Below are 19398 nucleotides of genomic sequence, written 5' to 3' on the forward strand. Positions count from 1 at the left end.
GGGCGCGTGTGAGGGCGTGTTCATGTACGCCGTGATGCGGTGGGTGATCTTCCGGGACTCAGGTCAGGGTGAGGTCGAGGGTGCCGGTGAGCCGGACCTCGCGGACAGTGCGTTCGCCGGTGTCGAGGGTGCGGACGGTGCCGTCGGGGTTCCAGCCGGCCCGCCGGTAGAACCCGAGGGAGGCGTGGTCGCCCTGGGCGACCCAGGCGATGCCGCGGGAGGCACCGTCGGCCCGCAGGCCCGCGGCGGCCGTCGCGAGTAGCCGCCCGGCGTGCCCGCGGCGTCCCCACCGCGGCTCGACGAGCAGGGTGGCGATCAGCCCGGTCGTCTCGGCGTCCTCGGGCAGGCTCCCGTCGGCCTGGGCGACCTCTCCTTCGGGTGCCCGCCCGGCGACGCAGAATCCGACGGCGAACTCGCCTTCGGTGGCGACGTAGACCTGGCTGCCGGGGTAGTCGATGGTCTCGGCCCAGGTGCCGGCCAGGTCGGCGGCGTCCAGCTGGGCGAGGGCCTGCTTGCCGAGGAGGTCCTCGTAGGCGGCGTGCCAGGTTTCGCGCTGGATGCGGGCGATCTCCGCGGCGTCGGACAGATCGGCGGGACGGACGGCGGCGTCGCTCATAGTGGCTGAAATTAGTACAGCGGCGTGAAGCGCCTCCGTTGAGGGCGGTGGTGGGGGCATGGATGGATTAGCGGTCGCGGATTTTGTCGGTGGTGGGTGGCACCATGAGCTCACCATGCAAACGATCAGTGTCTCGACGGCCCGGAAGACGTTCCTGGCCGCACAGGGCTTCACCGACCCGCGTCCGTCCGGCGTGCCTTCGCGGCAGCACCTGAAACGGGTGTTGTCCCGGGTCCAGCTGCTGCAGCTGGACTCGGTGAACGTGGCGGTCCGGGCGCACTACATGCCGGTGTTCTCGCGGCTGGGCGCGTACGACCCGGCGTTGCTCGACGCGGCGGCGTGGGCGAACTCGGCGCGTCGCCCGCGGATGCTGGTGGAGACGTGGGCGCACGAGGCGAGCCTCCTGCCGATCGAGGACTGGCCCCTGATCCGCTCGGGCGCGAAGCGCGACGGCTGGTGGCGGCACTACGGCCCGTTGATCGAGAAGTCACCGGGCATGGTGGAGGAGATCCTGTCGGTGGTGAAGGAGCTGGGCCCGATCGGCGCGGGCGGCATCGAGCGGGCGGTGGAGGCGGACGCCCAGCGCCGGGGGCCGGGCTCGTGGTGGGAGCGCTCGGAGGTCAAGCGGGTGTGCGAGTACCTGTTCGGCATCGGCCAGCTGACCACGGGAACGCGGCGGTCGTTCGAGCGCCTGTACGACCTGACGGAACGGGTGGTCCCGCCGGAGATCCTCGCCCGATCGGTCTCCCCGGAGGAGGGCGCCCGGGGCCTGATTTCCCGGTCGGCCCGGGCACTGGGCGTGGCCACGGAGACGGACCTGCGCGACTACTACCGCCTGGGCCCGGCCCCGGCCCGCCAGGCGGTGGCGGAGCTGGTGGAGTCGGGAGAGCTGGAGCCGGTGGCGGTCCACGGCTGGAAGCAGCCGGCGTACCGGCACGCGTCGGCCCGGACCCCGCGGAACGTGACGGGCCGGGCGCTGCTGTGCCCGTTCGACCCGCTGATCTGGGAGCGCGCCCGCACGGAGCGGTTGTTCGGATTCCACTACCGCATCGAGATCTACGTCCCGGAGGCGAAGCGGGTGTACGGGTATTACGTGTTCCCGTTCCTCCTGGACGGATCGCTGGTCGCAAGGGTGGACCTGAAGTCCGACCGGGCGGCGGGGGTGTTGCGGGTCCAGGGAGCGTTCGCGGAGGAAGGGGTGGACGTGGCCCGGGTGCTCCCGGAGCTGGCGGCAGAGCTGCGGCACATGGCGGAGTGGCTGGGCCTGTCGGGCGTGACGGTCGGTTCCCGGGGTGATTTGGCGGCACCGCTGGGAAAACTGGTCCGCTGAGGTTGCTGCTGCGGTGAGGCTGGCGCCGGTCAAACGGATCCTTGAGCTGACCCGACGCACCCGTTGGTCACCGGCCTGCGGAAGGCGTACCGTCTCGCGCACACCTTGTAGCGCGGGCCTGGAGATAACGCTGCTGAGGCAGGCTCATCGTGAGGCGGGCCGCGTGTTCGTAGGACACCCGGGCCGCCTCACGGTTGCCGGACATTTCGAGCAGGTGCGCGCGGACCGAGTGCAGCCGGTGGTCCTTGGCCAGCGTTGTCTCCAGTGGGCCGAGCAGGTCCAGCCCGGCCTGGGGACTGTCGGCCATCGCGACCGCGACGACGTGGTTGAGCCGTACCACCGCGTTGTCGTTGATTCGCAGCAGTACCTCGTAGAGGGCTTTGATCTGCGGCCAGTCGGTGTCCGCGGACGTGGGTGCCTCGTCGTGGACGGCGGCGATGGCGGCCTGCAACTGGTACGGGCCGATCGGCCCGTGGGGAAGCGCGCCGCTGATCAACGCGACGCCCTCGGTGATGAACCCGGTGTTCCACCGGCTTCGGTCTTGTTCGTCCATCGGGATCACGCCGCCGTCCGGGCCCGTGCGGGCCGGCCGGCGGGCGTCGACCAGCAGCATGAGCGCCAGCAGCCCGGTGACCTCGGGGTCCTCGGGCAGCAGGCGGTGCACGATCCGGGCCAGCCGGATCGCCTCGGTGGACAACTCGGCGCGGTGCAGGTCCGGGCCGGCCGTGGTGGCGTAGCCCTCGTTGAAGATCAGGTACAGCACGTGCAGGACGGCGCCGAGCCGTTCGCCGCGGTCGGCCGGCATGCCGAACGGGATGCCGCTGTCCTTGACGGCCTGCTTGGCGCGGGTGATCCGCCGGGTCATCGTCGACTCCGGTACCAGGAACGCGCGGGCGATCTCGGCCGTGGTGAGACCGCCGACCGCGCGGAGCGTCAGCGCGATCTGGGACGCCGGGGACAACGCCGGGTGACAGCACAGGAACAGCAGGATCAGTGTGTCGTCGAAGTCCACAACGGGTCCGGTGGGGACCGGCCGCTGGTCCAGTTCACGGCGGTGCCGGGCCTGCTCGGCCCGCAGCAGGTCGGTGAGCCGGCGCGACGCGACCGTGATCAGCCAGGCCTTCGGGTCGTCCGGAACCCCCTCGGCCGGCCACTGCCGGGCGGCCGCGATCAACGCCTCCTGCACGGCGTCCTCGGCGGTGTCGAAATGGCCGTAGCGCCGGACGACCGCGCCGAGGACCTGCGGCGCCAACTCACGCAGCAGGCCCTCGGCGAAACGATCGTTCACTCCAGCGACTCGGCCGCGGACCCGGCGATCGGCCGGATGTCCACGTGCAGGTCATGCACGAACGTGGCGCCTGCCGGGTGGGGTGTGTTGACGAGTCGGGCGGCGATCTCGGTGGCCCGGTCGTAGCTGACGCAGTCGACGATGGTGTATCCGCCGAGCACTTCCTGGGTCTCCGCGTAGGGGCCGTCGGTGACCACCGGGACGCCGTCCTTGAGCGAGACCCGCCGCGCGTGAACGGGCGGGGTGAGGCCGTGCGCGTCGACGAACTCACCGGACTCGACCAGATCGTTGTTCCACTTCGCCATGAACTGGTGCAGCGCGGCCGCGTCCTGCGGGGACCAGCCGGCCATCATGTCCAGGTCCTGCTGGGTCAACGACAACATGATCATGTACTTCACGTTCGTGTCCTCTCCACTGGGAACCTTTCAGCGGAGACGTCGGAGTCGAGCCGCCGGTCCGGACACGAAGTCTAGTGACGGTGACCACTGTCGATCACCGAGCCGGTCACGCTGCCCGGGGTTGAGGACGGGGAGCCGGTTGTGCCGTCCGTGCCTGCTTTTTGATCTGCAAGCCTGCGAGGTAACGGTCAATCTCTGACTATTGATTCGGAGATGCTTCGCACGAAAAAGGGAGCCGATACTTTAGCTGACCGTGGAAAAATCAGGTCTGATTTTCAACCGGGCACCCGGCGCAGGTCGACACAGCTTCGGAGACGAGCCACCTCGCCTACGGGGCTCCGGACAGGGCGCGCATCATCCCGGGCACGGTCACCCAGGGGTACGCGGTGTTTCGTGGTCTCGCGTACGTGCAGAACGTCAAGATCACCGAGACCGCCGTCGATTTCGAGGTATTCACCCAGGCGGCCGGCGGATTCCCGTTCGGTCATCACAGCGGCGCCATCAGTGTGTCGACGAGCTTCCAGTGGTACCTCGAGGCGTAAATGAACGGTGTCGAATCGTCGGCACCGCGCGACCGCCGAGGCGATCGAGGCGGTTCACGATTCGCTCGGGAGCGGATTCGCCGGATTTCTGCGAAGCGCTTTCTCCGGCACTCCGCGCGAACGGGCCGTCCCCGGCACCCCCGCCGGGAACGGCCCGTTCCTCCCCCTTGCTCAGGCCGCCGCGCGCGTCACCACGGCGTTGCCCGTGCCCGTGCGGGCGCGGACCTTGAGCTTCACGCCGCCCTCGGGGGCGGTGTCGGCGACGTCCAGTTCGCTGGACACGCGTCCGGCGCTGGAGGTCAGGTCGACCTCGGCGGACGTGCCGCCGCGGATGCCGATCCGGACCTCGCCGGAGCCGGTGATCAGGTCGAGGGAGCCCGATCCCGCGTCGGCCACCGAAAGGTCGCCGCTGCCGGTGCGGGCCATCACCTCGCCCGAAACCGCGCCCAGCCAGACGTCGCCCGTGCCGGTGGCCAGGGTCGCCGAGCCGGCGATCGACGCCGCCTCCACGTGGCCGCTGCCGCTGCGCAGCTGCAGCCCGCCCAGTGTCGGGCCGAGCTTGACCGCGCCGCTGCCGGTGCGGATCGTCGCCGAGCCGTCGGCTCGCTCGAGCTTCACCTCGCCGGAGCCGGTCAGCAGGTCGACGCGGCCGGCCGAGCCGGTCACCGTGACGTCGGCCGCGCCCGCCCGCACCTCGACGTGCGAGCCCGCCGGCGCGTGCACCTTCACCGCGAGGGCGGAGTTGCGCAGCTGCCACGCCTTCGGCGCCTGGACCACCAGGCGGTTGCCCAGCTTTTCGATCCGGCTCTGCCGCACCGCCTCGGCGGGCGAGGTCGCCGGGTCGACGCCCAGCTGGTCGCCGAAGCGCTCGCCGACCCAGGACAGCAGGCTGTTCACCCCCGCCACCCACGGCTGCTGCTCGCCCTGGTCGTGCCGCAGCTCCACGCGGGCGCCGGACTCTCCTTCCAGGACGATCTCGACGCGGCCGATCGTGACGCTGACGTCGAGCTCCAGCGGGCCGTCGGTCTCGAACTCGTCGATCCGGACCAGTTCGTCGTTCGGCTCTCCGGCCGGTGTGGTTCGTTCTTCACTCATCGTCTCGTCCCCTCAGCCTTCGACCCAGCCGTGCAGGTGCGACCCGGCCGCGCCGCCCCTGCCGTGGTGTTTGTGGCTCCCGCCGCCGAGCGCGCCGTGGCCGAGCGCGCCCTGCACCGCCTGCGACACGAACGTGTTCAGCGAGACGCCTTGGGCGGCGGCCGCGCGTTCGGCTTGGCCCTTGACCTGGTCGAACAGCCGCAGCGTGATCCGGCTGATGTCACCGCCGTCGATCGGTGGCGGCGGTGTGGTGTCACGTGGTGTCTCGCGTGACGTCGTCTCCTCGGCGGTGCCGGTGACGACCACGCGGACGTCCCGGCCGTCGAGCCGGACGTCCACCACCTGGCCCGGCAGTGCGGCCGTGACCTCGGCGGCGAGGTCGGCGAGGGCGTTCATCAGGGTCAGCCGGACGGCGGGCTCGAGCGCGGAGGACAGCAGTGCGGCCGCCCGCCGGGTGTGCTCGTCCCCGGCGGCAGCCGTGTTCGCGAGGTCCTCGCGAAGGTTGGCGATGTACGGGGTCAGGTCCATGACACCACTATGACGTCATCGGTGACGTCAGTCAAGGAAGACGTGATGTCACCGTGTCCCCCGGGAGTGGCCCGCCCCACGCGGATAGGCTGCGCGGGAGCCGGGAGAAGGAGTGCTGACGTGGCCGCAACCGTGTCACCCAGAGTGCAGCTGATCGCGAAGACCGAGTTCTTCCCGCCCGAAGACGTGCCGTGGTCCACCGACGCGGACGGCGGCGAAGCGCTCGCCGAGTTCGCCGGCCGCGCCTGCTACCAGTCGTGGAAGAAGCCGAACCCGGCCACCGCGACCAACGCCGGCTACCTCGAGCACATCATCGACGTCGGCCACCTCTCGGTGCTGGAGCACGGCTCGGTGACCTTCTACATCAGCGGCATCTCCCGGTCGCTGACCCACGAGCTCATCCGGCACCGCCACTTCTCCTACTCCCAGCTCTCGCAGCGGTACGTCCCGGAGCGCGACGCCGAGTTCGTCGAGCCCGAGATCATCGCCAACGACCCGGTCCTGCACGAGAAGTTCCTCGCCGCGACGCGGGCGAGCGTCGACGCCTACACCGAGCTGCTGGCCGGGCTCGAGGAGAAGTTCGCCGACGTCCCCACCGCGACCCTGCGCCGCAAGCAGGCCCGCCAGGCCGCCCGTTCGGTGCTGCCGAACGCGACCGAAACGCGCATCGTCGTCACGGGCAACTACCGGGCCTGGCGGCACTTCGTCGCGATGCGGGCCACCGAGCACGCCGACGTCGAGATCCGCGAACTGGCCGTGGAATGCCTGCGGCAGCTGCAGAAGGCCGCCGCGAACGTGTTCGCGGACTTCACCATCTCGACGCTGCCGGACGGCACCGAGATCGCCACGAGCCCGAAGGTGCTGGAAGGCTGATGAAGCGACTCGCGATCGACGTCCGGCCCGGTGAGTACGCCGTCGTGCGGCTGCCCGCGGACGCCGCGGTGCCCGCCGGGCTGCTCGAGCCGGGCGAAGGGTTCGTCTCGGTGACCCGGACGCCCGAAGAACTGTCGGTGATCTGCCCGGCCGGCCGCGAGCCGGCCGGCGCCACGGCGGCCGAGGACGGCTGGCGGCTGCTGTCGGTCCGGGGCCCGCTGGAGTTCACGCTGACCGGCATCATCGCCGCGCTGGCCTCCGAGCTGGCTGCGGCCGGGGTCGCGCTGTTCTCGATGTCGACGTTCGACACCGACCACATCCTGGTCCGGGGTGCCGACCTCGGCCACGCGGTCACCGCCCTGCGCGAGTCCGGGCACGAGGTCGCGCACGCCTGACTTTTCGGGCGCGGTTTGCTGGGTATCCGGGGACGAGGGTGGGAGCCGTCACCCTTGAAAAACAAAGTTCGGCACGCCTAAACTCCGGTTTGGGGTTTCCGATACCCGGTGCTCGAGAGGTGGCTTCATGGCGGTGACCGAGGCGGTCCGCCCGAGACTGGTGTCCCGCCTGCGCACCGGGTCGGCCCTGCTGGGGCCCGCGTTCGTCGCCGCCATCGCCTACGTCGACCCCGGCAACGTCGCCTCCAACATCAGCGCCGGCGCCCGCTACGGCTACCTGCTGGTCTGGGTGATCGTCGTGGCGAACCTGATGGCCGTGCTCGTGCAGTACCTGTCGGCGAAACTGGGCCTGGTCAGCGGGATGTCGCTGCCGGAAGCCCTGCGCGCCCGCCTGTCCCGGCCCGCGCGGCTGGCCTACTGGGCGCAGGCGGAGATCGTCGCCATCGCCACCGACCTGGCCGAGGTCGTCGGCGGTGCGATCGCCCTCAACCTGCTGTTCGACCTGCCGCTCGTCGTCGGCGGCCTGATCACCGGGGCGGTCTCGCTGACGCTGCTGGCGGTCCAGGACCGCGGCGGCCAGCGGACGTTCGAGCGGGTCGTCACCGGCCTGCTGGCGGTGATCGCGATCGGCTTCCTGGCGAGCCTGTTCGTCGAGCCGCCGTCGGCGGCCTCGACGGTGGGTGGCCTGGTCCCTCGGTTCGACGGCGCGGGCAGCATCCTGATCGCCGCGGCGATGCTCGGCGCGACGGTCATGCCCCACGCGGTCTACCTGCACTCGGGCCTGGTCCGCGACCGCCACGGCCGCCCGGACGGGGTCCGCCGCCGCCGTCTGCTGCGGGCGACGCGCGCGGACGTCGGCCTGGCGATGCTGTTGGCGGGGGCGGTCAACCTCGGCATGCTGCTCCTGGCCGCGACGAACCTCCAGGGCCAGCAGGGCGTGGACAGCATCGAGGGCGCGCACGGCGCGGTGTCGGTGGCGCTCGGCCCGGGCGTCGCGCTGCTGTTCGCGATCGGCCTGCTGGCGTCGGGCCTGGCCTCGACGTCGGTCGGCGCGTACGCCGGCGCGATGATCATGCAGGGCCTGCTGCACAAGCGGATCCCGCTGGTCACGCGCCGCCTGGTCACGCTGACCCCGGCGATCGTGGTGCTCGCCCTGGGTGCGGACCCGAGCACGGCGCTGGTGGTGTCCCAGGTGGTGCTGTCGTTCGGCATCCCATTCGCGCTGGTGCCCCTGATCCGCCTGACGGCCGACCGCGACCTGATGGGCGAGGAGACGAACCGCCGCCTGACGACGGTCGCGGCCTCGGTGATCGCGGCGATCATCATCGCGCTCAACCTGGTCCTCATCTACCTCACGTTCGCCGGCTGATCCGGTGGCCTGGACCTACGCCCTCAACGCCGAATGCGGCGAGCGGGAGAACCACGCCCACGACCTCGCGCGCCACTTCGACGGCTGGCCGGTGCGGGTGTTTTCCGACGGCACCGGCTGGTGGTGCGGGGTGGCGCCGGAAGGTCTCAGCCGGTCCGGGATCGGCTCGCGCGAAGACGCGGCGGCCATGACGGCGGCCGGCCGGCAGCTCTACTGGCTGCTGCGGACCGCCCCGCCGGTCTACCGCTACGCGCTCGCCGGGGTCGAGACCGACGAGTTCCGCACCTACGTGGAGCTGATGGCCGAAGAGGACCTGACGATCTTCCCCGGGCTCGTGGTCAGCGAAGACATCTGGGCCGCCGCCGGCGAACGCCCCGAGTTCAGCGGCTTCGCCCCGGGCTACCGGTGGATCCCCTACCGCGGCGAGACCCACCCCTGACGACCGGCCGGGTACGCGAGCCGACGGTCCAGGTACGCGAGCCGACCGTCCGGGTACGCGGTCGACGCGCGAATTCCGCGGAACCCGCGGCGCCCGCCGGCGGTCCGACTAGCATCTGCGCGACCGCCGCCAAAAGGAGCACCGTGACCGACGAACAGACCCGGCCCTACCCGCCGCAGGCACTCAACACGCCTGGTCAGCGGGTCGTCGCGGGCCGCTACCTCCTGCTGGGCGAACTGGGCCGGGGCGGCATGGGCGTCGTGTGGCGGGCGCAGGACCAGGTCATCGGACGGCAGGTCGCCGTCAAGGAGCTGCGGCTGCCCGACGCCGAGTCCGCCGCCGTCTTCTCCGAGCGCGCCCTGCGTGAGGTGCGCACCGGCGGGCGGCTCAACGACCCCGCCATCGTCACCGTCTACGACGTCGTCACCGACGGCGGCACCACGTTCATCGTCATGGAGCTCGTCGAGGCCCCCAGCCTCGCCGATCTCGTGCGGCAGCGCGGCCCGATGCCCGCCGCGCAGGCCGCGCAGCTGGGGGAGCGGGTGCTCGCCGCGCTGCAGGCCGCGCACGCCGCGGGGATCGTGCACCGGGACGTCAAGCCGGCGAACATCCTCGTCGCGCCGGACGGCCGCGTGAAGCTCACCGACTTCGGCATCGCCCACGCCGTCGACGATCCGCGGCTGACCACCAGCGGCATGATCGTCGGCTCGCCGGCCTTCATGGCGCCGGAGCGCGTCGAGGGCCGGGAAGCGCTGCCCGCGTCCGACCTCTGGTCCCTCGGCGCGACGCTGTTCTTCGCCGTCGAAGGCTCGATCCCGTTCGAGCGCGCGACCACCGCCGCGACGCTGCACGCGATCATGACCGAGATCCCGTACCTGACCCGCGGCCAGGGCCCGATCGCCGCGGCCATCCTCGGCCTCCTCGTCACCAACCCGGACGCGCGGCTGACGGCGCCCCAGGCCCAGAACTTGCTGACCACGGCGCAGGGCATGCGGCCCACCCCGCCGCGCGGCACGGCGATGCTCGGCGGCGCGGCACCACAGCCGCCTTCGAAGAACAACCACCGCGCGCTGTGGCTCGCAGCCGCGGCCGTGCTGGTCGTGGCCGCCCTGATCGGCGGCTTCTTCGCGGGCAAAGCCTTCGAAAAGCCGGCGCCGGACGCCCAGAAGCTGCCCACGATGACGTTCGGCCTCGGCGGCCAGATGCGCGTGGACGCCAGCTCCAGCTACCAGTGCTACAACGCGCCGGTCCAGGACGGCGGGGTGATCAGCGACGAGAACGACGGCGACTGCAAGGAGAGCCACACCGTCGAGATCTACGACAGCGGGGACGCCATCGGCACCACGAACTGGTCCGACAGCGACGCGGGGATCGCGGCCTACCCGGGCGTGGAGGCCGTCACGGCGGTGGCCGAAGCCCGCTGCGCGGCTTCCTTCCGCTCGTCGATCGTCCCCGCCACCCAGCGCGACGGCCTCAAGTACCGCGCCCTCGTCCCGACCCAGGGCGAGTGGCAGAGCGTGCCCGACAAGTCCGGCGAGTACCCGACGCGGGAGTTCTACTGCATCCTCGCCAAGGCCGACGGCGGCCCGATCTCCGCTCCGATCGTGACCAAGGTCAAGTAGAAGTTCCGCGACGAACGGCCGACCCCGGGAAATCCTCCTGGTGACCAGGTCGACGCGGTTTTCGTCGGACCCTCGGGGTACCGTCTTCCCATGTCCAACCCACCTACCACAGGCAGTTCGGGGGCTCGGGTGGCGGAGCCCCCGGCCCGGAGCGAAGCTCCGGTTGTTACAGCAGCGCCCGGACGGCCGTTCGGGCGCGTGCTCACCGCGATGGCCACCCCGTTCGACGCCGACGGCGCGCTGGACCTCAAGCGGGCGCAGGAGCTGGCCGAGCACCTCGTGGAGCTGGGGAACGACGGCCTCGTGGTCAACGGCACCACCGGCGAGAGCCCGACCACGAGCGACGCGGAGAAGCAGGAGCTGATCCGCGCGGTGGTCGAGGCCGTCGGCGACCGCGCGACCGTCGTCGCCGGCGCGGGCACCAACAACACCGCGCACAGCATCGAGCAGGCGAAGCAGGCCGAGGAGGCCGGCGCGCACGGCCTGCTGGTCGTCACCCCGTACTACTCGCGGCCCAGCCAGGCGGGGCTGTTCGCGCACTTCACCACGGTCGCCGACAGCACCGGCCTGCCGGTGCTGCTCTACGACATCCCGCCGCGCTCGGTCGTCCCGATCGAGGTCGACACGCTGCTGCGGCTGGCCGAGCACCCCCGGATCGTCGCGGTCAAGGACGCCAAGGGCGACCTGATCGCCGGCTCCGAGGTCATCGCCAACACCCACCTCGCCTACTACTCCGGCGACGACGGCCTGAACCTGCCGTGGATCTCGGTCGGCGGGGTCGGCGTGGTGAGTGTGATCGGTCACGTCGTCGCGGGCCGGATCCGCGCGATGATCGACGCCTACGAGAACGGCGACACGTCCACCGCGCGCACCAACCACCGCGGCATGCTGCCGGTGCTGCGCGCGATGTCGCGGGTCGGCGGGGTCGCCTTCAGCAAGGCGGCGCTGCGGCTGCGCGGCTTCGACATCGGCGAGCCGCGGCTGCCGATCGTCGCCCCGACCGCCGAGCAGACGGCCCTGATCGCCGCCGATCTTGCCCAGGGCGGCGTGCCGCTGGGCGACACGGCGGCTCAGGACTGGCATGGTGAGCGGGTGGCACAAGCAGATTCGCGAGCGGCCTACATCGCGCCGACCTCGCACACCAGCGTTGGGACCCTGCCTCGGTGAGCTCACTTCCCCCCGGTCCAGGCCCCACGAACGCCCCGCCCGAACTGCCCGCCGGAGCCCTGCGCGTGGTCGCGCTGGGCGGCATCGGCGAGGTCGGGCGCAACATGACCGTCTTCGAGTACGGCGGCCGGCTGCTGATCGTCGACTGCGGGGTGCTCTTCCCCGAGGACGACCAGCCCGGCGTCGACCTGATCCTGCCCGACTTCCGCGCGATCGAGGACCGCCTCGACGACATCGACGGCCTGGTGCTCACCCACGGGCACGAGGACCACATCGGTGCCGTCCCGTTCCTCCTGCGCCTGCGGCCGGACCTGCCGATCTACGGCTCGAAGTTCACCAACGCCCTGCTCGCGGCCAAGGCCAAGGAGCACCGGCAGCGGCCGAACCTGATCCAGGTCCGCGAGGGCGAGCGCCGCGACGTCGGCGTGTTCAACCTCGAGTTCTTCGCGGTCAACCACTCCATCCCGGACGCGCTGGCGGTGGCCATCCGCACCCCGGCGGGCGTGGTCCTGCACACCGGCGACATCAAGCTCGACCAGCTGCCGCTGGACGGGCGCCTCACCGACCTGGCCGGCTTCTCCCGGCTCGGCGACGAGGGCGTCGACCTGTTCTGCGTGGACTCGACCAACGCCGAGGTGCCCGGGTTCGTCATGCCCGAGCGCGACATCGGCCCGGTCCTCGACGACGTCATCCGCCGCGTGGACCAGCGCGTGATCGTGGCCTGCTTCGCCAGCCACGTCCACCGCGTCCAGCAGGTGCTCGACGCCGCCCAGCGGCACGGCCGCCGGATCGCGTTCGTCGGCCGGTCGATGGTCCGGAACATGGGCATCGCGGCCGAGCTGGGCCTGCTCAACGTGCCGGACGGCCTGCTGGTCGACCTCGACCAGGCGAGCACGCTGCCGGAGAGCAAGGTCCTGTTCGTCTCGACGGGGTCGCAGGGCGAGCCGCTCTCGGCGCTGTCGCGGATGGCGCGCGGCGAGCACCGGCAGATCTCGATCCGCGCCGGCGACACCGTCGTGCTGGCCAGCTCGATGATCCCGGGCAACGAGACCGCGGTGTTCGGCGTGGTCAACGGCCTGACCCGGCTCGGCGCGAACGTCGTCCACCAGGGCAACGCCAAGGTGCACGTGTCGGGCCACGCGTCGGCGGGGGAGCTGCTGTACCTGTACAACGCGGTGCGCCCGAGCAACGTCATGCCGGTCCACGGCGAGTGGAAGCACCTGAAGGCCAACGCCGAGCTGGCGATCCGCACCGGCGTCGCGGCGGACAACGTGGTGATCGCCGAGGACGGCGTCGTCGTCGACCTGGTCGACGGCAAGGCGTCCCGCACCGGCCGCGTCGAGGTCGGGCACGTCTACGTCGACGGCCTGTCCGTCGGTGACGTCGGCGAGTCGACCCTGTCCGACCGGCTGGTGCTCGGCGAGGGCGGCTTCATCTCGATCAGCGTCGCGATCGAATCCGCCACCGGCCGCCCGGTCAGCGCCCCGACGGTGTCCGGCCGCGGCTTCTCCGACGACCCGAAGGCACTCGACGCCGTCGTGCCGCTGGTGGAGATGGAGCTGGCGCGCACCGAGGCCGAAGGCATCACGGACACGCACCGGATCGCGCAGGCGGTCCGCCGGGTGGTCGGCCGCTGGGTGGCCGACACCTACCGCCGTCGCCCGATGATCGTCCCGACGGTCATCCCGGTCTGAGTTTCTCGCGCGGAACGCCTTCGCCTCCCCCTGCGGCGGCGAAGGCGTTCCGCGTTTTTCAGTGCGTCACCCTGGCCAGCAGCAGCGCGATGGCGACGGTGACGGCCTGGCGCAGCAGCGCGCGGCGCGCCCTGCGTTGGTCCCCTCGGGTCGGCTTCATGCGGTCCAGTGTTTCGCCGCGCGCCGCCGTGGACATCCCGCTGCGGGAGGGGATCGGTCCCTCCCGGGGTGGAAGTCGCTCGCCTGTTAGGCCGTCCGGCGCACGTGCGGCCGTCTTGTTGCGGGATAACCTTGATCCCACCCCGCCTCGCGCAGAGAGGCCGCGCCGATGGGACGTCACTCGGACGGCAGACGACGCCGGCTGCTCCTGCCCGCCCTCGCGACCAGCCTCGTGCTCGTCCTCGGCGCCGCGGCGTGGGTGACGGTGTCGGCCATGCGTGCCGGGCCGGCGTGCGAGCAGCACACGAACGTCCTCGTCACGGCGTCCGCGGACATCGCGCCCGCCTTGTCGCTCGTCGCCAGAGGTCTCGACCTGCCGTGCGGCAGCGTCGAGGTCCAGACCAGGGAGGCGACCCAGGCCGCCGAGCGGCTCGCCCTCGCCGACGGCAGCCCGCGGCCGCAGGTCTGGGTGCCGGATTCGACCCTCGCGCTGCGCCGCGCCCACCAGCTCGGGGCCGCCGACGTCCCCGAGAGCGGGGCTTCGGTGGCCAGTTCGCCGGTGGTACTGGCCGTCGCCGCGGACGTCGCGAAGGGCCTCGGCTGGCCCGACCGCGTCCTCACCTGGGCGGACGTGCTGGCCGCGCCCGGCGTCGTCCCAGGGATGCCGGACCCGGCCCGCGACCCGGTCGGCGCGACGGCGTTGCTCGGCCTGCGGGACACGGTCAAGGCGGCGCCCGAGCCGTCGGCCGCGTACGTCGCGTTGCTGCGGCGGTTCTCGGCCAACACGCTCGGCGGCGACCGGGAGCTGATCGCCCGGCTGCCGGGCTCGAGCGACGGCGGCGGCACGGCCGCGGTGACGGCGTTCCCGGCGTCGGAGAACTCCCTGCTGCGCCACAACGTCGAGGACCCGAGCTCCCCGCTCGTCGCCGTCTACTCGACCGCGGTGCCCACTTTGGACTACCCGTTCGCGGAGCTGGGCGGCATCACCCCGCAGCAGCGCGCGATCGTCGACGCGCTGCGGGACGCGGTGCTCGGCGACCCGGGCGGGGACGCGATCGCGAAGACCGGCCTGCGCGCGGCGGGCGGCCAGGCGCTGCGCGACCACGCGGACGACCTCAGGGTGGCGCCGGAGGGCATCCGGACGGCGAGCCTGCCGCCCGCCCCGGTCGTCGACGAGCTGCTCAACCAGTGGGCCGGGGTCAACCTCAGCGCGCGGGTGCAGGTGCTGATCGACGTCTCGGGGTCGATGAACGCCCAGGTCCCGGGAACGGGCCTGAACCGCATGCAGGTGACGATGCAGGCGGCGGCGAAGGCGATGCGCCTGTTCAAACCGGCGACCCAGCTGCGGATGCTGGCGTTCTCGACGCACCTGGACGGCGACAAGGACTACCGCGAGCTGCTGCCGATGGCCCCGGTGGCCCAGCACCTGGCGAGCGGCGCGCTGGAGAAACTGGCCCAGGTGAAGGCGACCCCGGACGGCGGAACGGGCCTGTACGACAGCGTCCTGGACACCTACCGCACGGCCCGCCGCGAGTGGGAGCCGGGCCGGCTGAACCTGGTGATCGTGATGACGGACGGCCGCAACGAGGACCCGCACGGCATCTCCCGCGCGGACCTGCTGACGGAGCTGGGCACCCTGCAGGACCCCCGCCGCCCGATCCCCCTGATCGGCGTGGGCATCGGCCCGGACGCGGACAAGACGGAACTGGACCAGCTGACCGCGGCCACCGGAGGCCAGGCATTCGTGGCCCCGGACCCGGCCAAGATCACAGACGTCTTCTTCGCGGCCCTGTCCCGCATCGCCGGCGGCTGAGCCCGTGATCCGAAGGTCGACACGCGTGATCAGGGAGTCAACACGCGTGACTGGGAGGACGACACGGCCCAGCTTCGCCGTGTCGTCCCTTCAATCACGCGTGTCGGCTCTTCAATCACGCGTGTCGACCGTTCCGGCACGGTTCGAGCGGCGGCGGATGAGGGCGTAGACGCCCAGGATCACCGCCAGGCTGATCAAACTCAGGTACAGCTGGACCCGCGCGTCCTCGTCGACGAACAGCATCGACGCCACCACGACCAGCGTCAGCACCAGCGTCACCCAGCTCAGCCACGGGTAGCCCCACATCCGCAGCTTCAGCTTCTCGGGCGCCGACGCTTCCAGAGCACGTCGCATCCGGATCTGGGAGCCGCAGATGATCGCGTACACGAACAGGGCCACCGCGCCCGCCGAGTTGATGATGAAGTAGAAGATCTTGTCCGGGCTCACGTAGCTCATCACCACCGCCACGTAGCCGACCGACGTCGACGCCAGGATCGCCTTCCACGGCACGCCGCGGGCGTTCGTGTCCGCGATCCAGCTCGGGGCCCAGCCGTGGCGCCGCAACGCGAACAGCATGCGGGATGCCGTGTACAGCCCCGAATTCAGCACCGACAGCGCCGCCGTCAGCACCACCGCCGAGACGATGGTCGACGCCGCCGGGACGCCGAACCGGCCGAACGCCGCCGCGAACGGGCTCGTCTCGCTCGGGATTTCGCGCCACGGCGTGATCATCACCAGCAGCGCCACCGAACCGACGTAGAACACGATCACCCGCCAGACGATCGTCGACGTCGCCTTGCGGACCGCCGTCTCCGGCTGGTCGGACTCGGCCGCCGCGATCGTCACGATCTCCGCGCCGAAGTACGAGAAGATCACGATGACCACGCCGTGCACCACCGAAAACGGGCCCTTCGCGACGAAGCCGTCGAGGCCCATGTTGCCCACCGAAAAGTGCGCGCCCGGCCAGAGGCCGAGCACGAACAGCACGCCCAGCAGCAGGAACACGACGATGGTGGCGACCTTGATCGACGCCAGCCAGAACTCCGTCTCGCCGAACGACCGCGCCGACGCCAGGTTCGTCGCCGTCAGCAGCAGCATCAGCCCGAGCGAAAACACCCATTGCGGCGCCCCGGGCAGCCAGCCCTGCAGGATCTTCGCGCCGGCGACCGCCTCGAACGCGACCACGCCGACCCAGAAGTACCAGTACAGCCAGCCGATCGTGAAGCCCGCCCAGCCGCCGAGGGAGTCGCGCGCGTACTCCATGAACGAGCCCAGTGCGGGCGCCGCCGTCGCCATCTCGCCGAGCATCCGCATCACGAGCACGACGAGCAGCCCGCCGAGCGCGTAGGACAGCACGGCCGCCGGGCCCACGGTGTGGATCACCGCGCCGCTGCCGATGAACAGGCTCGCGCCGATGATGCCGCCGAGGGCGATCATCCGGACGTGCCGCTGCCGCAGATCGGGCCGCAGCCCGGACTTCGTCGCCAAGGTGCTACCTCCCCGGGTGGAGCCTGGATTTTCGCACCCCGGCGCGATCCGGTGCAGAATTTGCGCAACCTCAGCCGACGAGGACGTCCCACTTCCGCTGCACGACGTACGCGCCGGTGAGCAGGATCGCCGAACCGAGCAGCTGCGGCCACGCGAGCTCCTCGCCGAGCAGCACCCACGCCGCGACCGTCGTGATCACCGGCTCGACCAGCCCGAGCACGCTCGCCACCGACGCCGGCAGGTGCCGCAGCGCCGAAATACCGCAGACGTACGCCAGCACCGTCGCCACCAGCACCAGCAGGGTGAGCAGCAGCCACACCGGCGGCAGCCACGCGCCGAACTCGACGTGCGCGCCGAGCAGCCCGGCCGGCCACGTCCACGGCGGCGCGACGAAGCTGATCGCGACCGCGCCGATCACCATGCCCCAGGTGACCAGGCCCAGCGGGTCGATGCCGGCCACCGCGCGCTCGCCGAGCAGGAAGTACCCCGCCGAACAGAGGGCCGCGCCGAGCCCGGCCAGCAGGCCGAGCCCGTCCAGCGTGACGCCGTCCCAGACCTGGGCGACCAGCGCGAGCCCCGCCATCGCCAGCCCGATGCCGGCCCAGACCGGGCCCGGCAGCCGGTGCCGCCGCACGAACCGCACCCACAGCGCGATCAGCACCGGCGAGACGAACTCCACCAGGATCGCGATGCCGACCGGGAGCCGGCCCGCGGCGACGAAGTAGAGCAGCTGCACCCCGGCCACGCCGAGCAGGCCGTAGCCGGCCAGGACGGGCAGCTCCGCCCGGCGCACCCGCAGCTTCCGCGGCGCCACCAGCGCCACCCCGGCGAGCAGCACGAACGCGGCCAGCCCGATCCGGACCGCGGCCACCTGTTCCGGCGTGATCCCGGCCGTCATCACGGACTTGCCGAGCGTGCCCGACGTGCTGAAGAACAGGGCGGCGAGCAGGACGTAGGTGGTCCCGCGGCCGCGGTGGGCGGCCCGGGGCGGCGCGAGGACGGGGAGCTCGGTGGTCACCGTCGCGACTCTAGGGGCTGCCGCCGTCACCGCCGAACCGGTTTATCCGGTTATCAGGCCCGCTTGAAGCCGGTGGCGACGTGCGTGGTGACGGTGGCCAGCCGGCGCCCCTGCAGCCGCAGCGCCTCGAGGGCGACTTCGTCCGGCGCGGCCGACTTGCGCGAGACGAACGAGCCGCCGTAGGGATTGCCGGACTGCATCAGGTGCGGGTCGGTGTAGCCGAGCGGGACGACGATCGCGCCCCAGTGGTAGAAGACGTTGTTGATCGCCAGCAGCGTCGACTCGAGGCCGCCGTGCGCGGTCGACGCCGTCGTGAACGACGTCGCCACCTTGTCCGCCAGCTTTCCCTGGGCCCACAAGCCACCCGTGCTGTCCAAATAGGACTTGAGCTGGGCGGCCGGGCCGCCGAACCGGGTCGGGCTGCCGACCGCGAGCCCGTCGGCCCACTCGAGGTCGCCGAGCGTGGCGAGCTCGTGGTGCGGACCGGCGTCGACCCAGGCCTGCCAGCGCGGGTTCCGCGCGATCGCTTCGGCGGGCACGGTTTCCGGCACGGTCCGCACCCGCACCTCCGCGCCGGTCTCGCGCGCGCCGTCGGCGAGCGACCCGGCGAGGGCGGCGGTGTTCCCGGTCGAGCTGTAGTAGACGACGAGTATCCGTGTGCTCACGTCGCCGACTCTAGGGGCGCGGCCCCGCGTGTCTCACAGTACGGACGGCGGCTTCCAGGGGCTGACCGTGTCGGTGGGTCGCGTGGGGTCGTGGAAGCGGGGCCGGTCGAGCTCGTCGCGGCGCAGCGGGACGAGACCGTCGGTGATCGCCTGCATGATCTTCGCGTGCGCGCGCACGCCGGCGCCCGGCCGCTCCGGCTCGACGTCCGAGAGGTCGACGGGATCGCCGAAGTGCACCCGGAACCGTGGCCGGCGCAGCGGCGCGCTGAGCCCGGAGCGGGCCAGCGGGACCAGGTCGGCCGGGCCGTTGACGGTCTCGGTACCCCAGTAGACGGCCTCGTGCGCGCCCCACTGGCTGATCGGGATCACCGGCACGCCCGCGGCCAGCGCGAGCCGCGCCGCGCCGGTCTTGCCGCGCTCCGGCCACAGGCCCGGGTCGTGGCTGATCCGGCCCTCCGGGTAGACGATGATCGGCTCGCGCGTGGTCTTCATGGCTTCGACGGCCTCGGCGAACTGTCCGACGGCGGTCCCGGCGTGCTTGCGGTCGACCCGCAGGTGCCCGCTGACCCGCAGCGCCGGCCCGATCACGGGCGCGTCGAGGATGCCGCCGGCCAGCATGAACCGCGGGTTGATCCCGATCCGCTTGCACGCGGCCATCAGCACGAACGCGTCGAACACGCCGATGTGGTTCGCGGCCATCAGCAGCGGCCGCCCCCGCAGCTGGGCGGGCACCCGGCCGGAGACGGTCAGCCGCCCGACGAAGTTCACCAGCCCCCGGTCGATGTTCAGCATGGTCCGCCAGATGGCGGGAGCACGGCGGGGCGGTTCGTCGGTGCGCAGCGCGAGCATGGGGCAGAGCATGGCAGACGCCGATTTCACCCGTTTGCGCACTGGCCGGA

The 19398-nt window shown here is 71.7% G+C and carries 19 protein-coding genes; 10 read left to right on the plus strand and 9 right to left on the minus strand.

What is annotated here, in order from left to right:
- Positions 1-58: 58 nt before the first annotated feature.
- Positions 59-616, minus strand: coding sequence for a GNAT family N-acetyltransferase (locus AB0M93_RS12465; RefSeq protein WP_364271814.1), 558 nt, complete (start codon positions 614-616; stop codon positions 59-61).
- A 115-nt stretch (positions 617-731) separates the two neighbouring features.
- On the opposite strand from AB0M93_RS12465, the gene AB0M93_RS12470 reads away from it, so the two are divergent.
- Entirely contained in the window at positions 732-1946 is a 1215-nt protein-coding gene (locus AB0M93_RS12470) for a crosslink repair DNA glycosylase YcaQ family protein (RefSeq protein ID WP_364271817.1), read from the plus strand.
- A gap of 67 nt (positions 1947-2013) precedes the next feature.
- Here AB0M93_RS12470 and AB0M93_RS12475 read toward each other — a convergent pair whose 3' ends face one another.
- On the minus strand, positions 2014-3234 hold the full coding sequence (locus tag AB0M93_RS12475) for an RNA polymerase sigma factor (RefSeq protein WP_364271820.1): 1221 nt from the start codon (positions 3232-3234) through the stop codon (positions 2014-2016).
- The gene (locus AB0M93_RS12480; protein WP_364257077.1) at positions 3231-3623 is read right to left on the minus strand and encodes a YciI family protein; all 393 of its coding nucleotides are present in this window, start codon (positions 3621-3623) and stop codon (positions 3231-3233) included. Before AB0M93_RS12480 ends, AB0M93_RS12475 begins: the two co-directional genes overlap by 4 nt.
- A 416-nt stretch (positions 3624-4039) precedes the next feature.
- Between AB0M93_RS12480 and AB0M93_RS12485 the strand changes: the two genes are divergently transcribed.
- Entirely contained in the window at positions 4040-4174 is a 135-nt protein-coding gene (locus AB0M93_RS12485; protein ID WP_364271823.1) for a hypothetical protein, read from the plus strand.
- A gap of 171 nt (positions 4175-4345) precedes the next feature.
- Here the strand turns inward: AB0M93_RS12485 and AB0M93_RS12490 are convergent, their stop codons facing one another.
- Both AB0M93_RS12490 and AB0M93_RS12495 read right to left on the minus strand, forming a co-directional pair.
- The gene (locus AB0M93_RS12490) at positions 4346-5269 is read right to left on the minus strand and encodes a DUF4097 family beta strand repeat-containing protein (protein WP_364271826.1); all 924 of its coding nucleotides are present in this window, start codon (positions 5267-5269) and stop codon (positions 4346-4348) included.
- A 12-nt stretch (positions 5270-5281) separates the two neighbouring features.
- On the minus strand, positions 5282-5797 hold the full coding sequence (locus tag AB0M93_RS12495) for a toxin-antitoxin system HicB family antitoxin (RefSeq protein WP_364271829.1): 516 nt from the start codon (positions 5795-5797) through the stop codon (positions 5282-5284).
- Between the two features lie 120 nt (positions 5798-5917).
- Here AB0M93_RS12495 and thyX point away from each other — a divergent pair, with 120 nt between their 5' ends.
- From thyX to AB0M93_RS12535, 8 genes are all read left to right on the plus strand, one after another.
- Positions 5918-6670 carry an FAD-dependent thymidylate synthase gene (gene thyX / locus AB0M93_RS12500; RefSeq protein ID WP_364271832.1) on the plus strand — a complete coding sequence of 251 codons (753 nt, stop codon included), beginning with the start codon at positions 5918-5920 and terminating at the stop codon, positions 6668-6670.
- Positions 6670-7065 (plus strand): ACT domain-containing protein, encoded by a 396-nt coding sequence (locus AB0M93_RS12505; protein ID WP_364271834.1) that lies wholly within the window; start codon positions 6670-6672, stop codon positions 7063-7065. Before thyX ends, AB0M93_RS12505 begins: the two co-directional genes overlap by 1 nt.
- Positions 7066-7192: 127 nt before the next feature.
- On the plus strand, positions 7193-8434 hold the full coding sequence (locus tag AB0M93_RS12510) for an Nramp family divalent metal transporter (protein ID WP_364271837.1): 1242 nt from the start codon (positions 7193-7195) through the stop codon (positions 8432-8434).
- Positions 8435-8438: 4 nt separating this feature from the next.
- Positions 8439-8873, plus strand: a complete 435-nt coding sequence (locus tag AB0M93_RS12515; protein ID WP_364271840.1) for a hypothetical protein — start codon at positions 8439-8441, stop codon at positions 8871-8873.
- A gap of 143 nt (positions 8874-9016) precedes the next feature.
- Complete coding sequence (locus AB0M93_RS12520) at positions 9017-10495, plus strand: serine/threonine-protein kinase (RefSeq protein ID WP_364271843.1); 1479 nt, start codon at positions 9017-9019, stop codon at positions 10493-10495.
- A 129-nt stretch (positions 10496-10624) separates the two neighbouring features.
- On the plus strand, positions 10625-11662 hold the full coding sequence (gene dapA / locus AB0M93_RS12525) for a 4-hydroxy-tetrahydrodipicolinate synthase (protein ID WP_364272858.1): 1038 nt from the start codon (positions 10625-10627) through the stop codon (positions 11660-11662).
- A complete protein-coding gene (locus AB0M93_RS12530; RefSeq protein WP_364271846.1) occupies positions 11659-13356 on the plus strand; it encodes a ribonuclease J in 1698 nt (565 codons plus the stop codon). Before dapA ends, AB0M93_RS12530 begins: the two co-directional genes overlap by 4 nt.
- Before the next feature lie 328 nt (positions 13357-13684).
- Positions 13685-15328: a substrate-binding domain-containing protein gene (locus AB0M93_RS12535; RefSeq protein WP_364271849.1), complete on the plus strand. Its 1644-nt coding sequence runs from the start codon at positions 13685-13687 to the stop codon at positions 15326-15328.
- Between the two features lie 111 nt (positions 15329-15439).
- On the opposite strand, the gene AB0M93_RS12540 is transcribed toward AB0M93_RS12535, so the two are convergent.
- From AB0M93_RS12540 to AB0M93_RS12555, 4 genes are all read right to left on the minus strand, one after another.
- Entirely contained in the window at positions 15440-16816 is a 1377-nt protein-coding gene (locus AB0M93_RS12540; protein WP_364271851.1) for an amino acid permease, read from the minus strand.
- A gap of 70 nt (positions 16817-16886) precedes the next feature.
- On the minus strand, positions 16887-17834 hold the full coding sequence (locus AB0M93_RS12545; protein ID WP_364271853.1) for an EamA family transporter: 948 nt from the start codon (positions 17832-17834) through the stop codon (positions 16887-16889).
- A gap of 53 nt (positions 17835-17887) precedes the next feature.
- Positions 17888-18499 carry an NAD(P)H:quinone oxidoreductase gene (wrbA, locus tag AB0M93_RS12550; protein ID WP_364271855.1) on the minus strand — a complete coding sequence of 204 codons (612 nt, stop codon included), beginning with the start codon at positions 18497-18499 and terminating at the stop codon, positions 17888-17890.
- A gap of 33 nt (positions 18500-18532) precedes the next feature.
- Positions 18533-19348, minus strand: a complete 816-nt coding sequence (locus tag AB0M93_RS12555; RefSeq protein WP_364271858.1) for a lysophospholipid acyltransferase family protein — start codon at positions 19346-19348, stop codon at positions 18533-18535.
- Between the last annotated feature and the right edge of the window lie 50 nt (positions 19349-19398).

Source organism: Amycolatopsis sp. NPDC051102 (genome assembly GCF_040682815.1).
In the GTDB taxonomy this organism is placed as follows: domain Bacteria; phylum Actinomycetota; class Actinomycetes; order Mycobacteriales; family Pseudonocardiaceae; genus Amycolatopsis.

Coding starts and splice junctions, on each gene's coding strand:
- AB0M93_RS12495 (WP_364271829.1), bottom strand. CDS start 5,797: ATGGACCTGACCCCGTACATCGCCAACCTTCGCGAGGACCTCGCGAAC.
- AB0M93_RS12480 (WP_364257077.1), bottom strand. CDS start 3,623: ATGATCATGTTGTCGTTGACCCAGCAGGACCTGGACATGATGGCCGGC.
- AB0M93_RS12470 (WP_364271817.1), top strand. CDS start 732: ATGCAAACGATCAGTGTCTCGACGGCCCGGAAGACGTTCCTGGCCGCA.
- AB0M93_RS12510 (WP_364271837.1), top strand. CDS start 7,193: ATGGCGGTGACCGAGGCGGTCCGCCCGAGACTGGTGTCCCGCCTGCGC.
- AB0M93_RS12465 (WP_364271814.1), bottom strand. CDS start 616: ATGAGCGACGCCGCCGTCCGTCCCGCCGATCTGTCCGACGCCGCGGAG.
- AB0M93_RS12555 (WP_364271858.1), bottom strand. CDS start 19,348: ATGCTCGCGCTGCGCACCGACGAACCGCCCCGCCGTGCTCCCGCCATC.
- AB0M93_RS12490 (WP_364271826.1), bottom strand. CDS start 5,269: ATGAGTGAAGAACGAACCACACCGGCCGGAGAGCCGAACGACGAACTG.
- AB0M93_RS12505 (WP_364271834.1), top strand. CDS start 6,670: ATGAAGCGACTCGCGATCGACGTCCGGCCCGGTGAGTACGCCGTCGTG.
- AB0M93_RS12535 (WP_364271849.1), top strand. CDS start 13,685: ATGGGACGTCACTCGGACGGCAGACGACGCCGGCTGCTCCTGCCCGCC.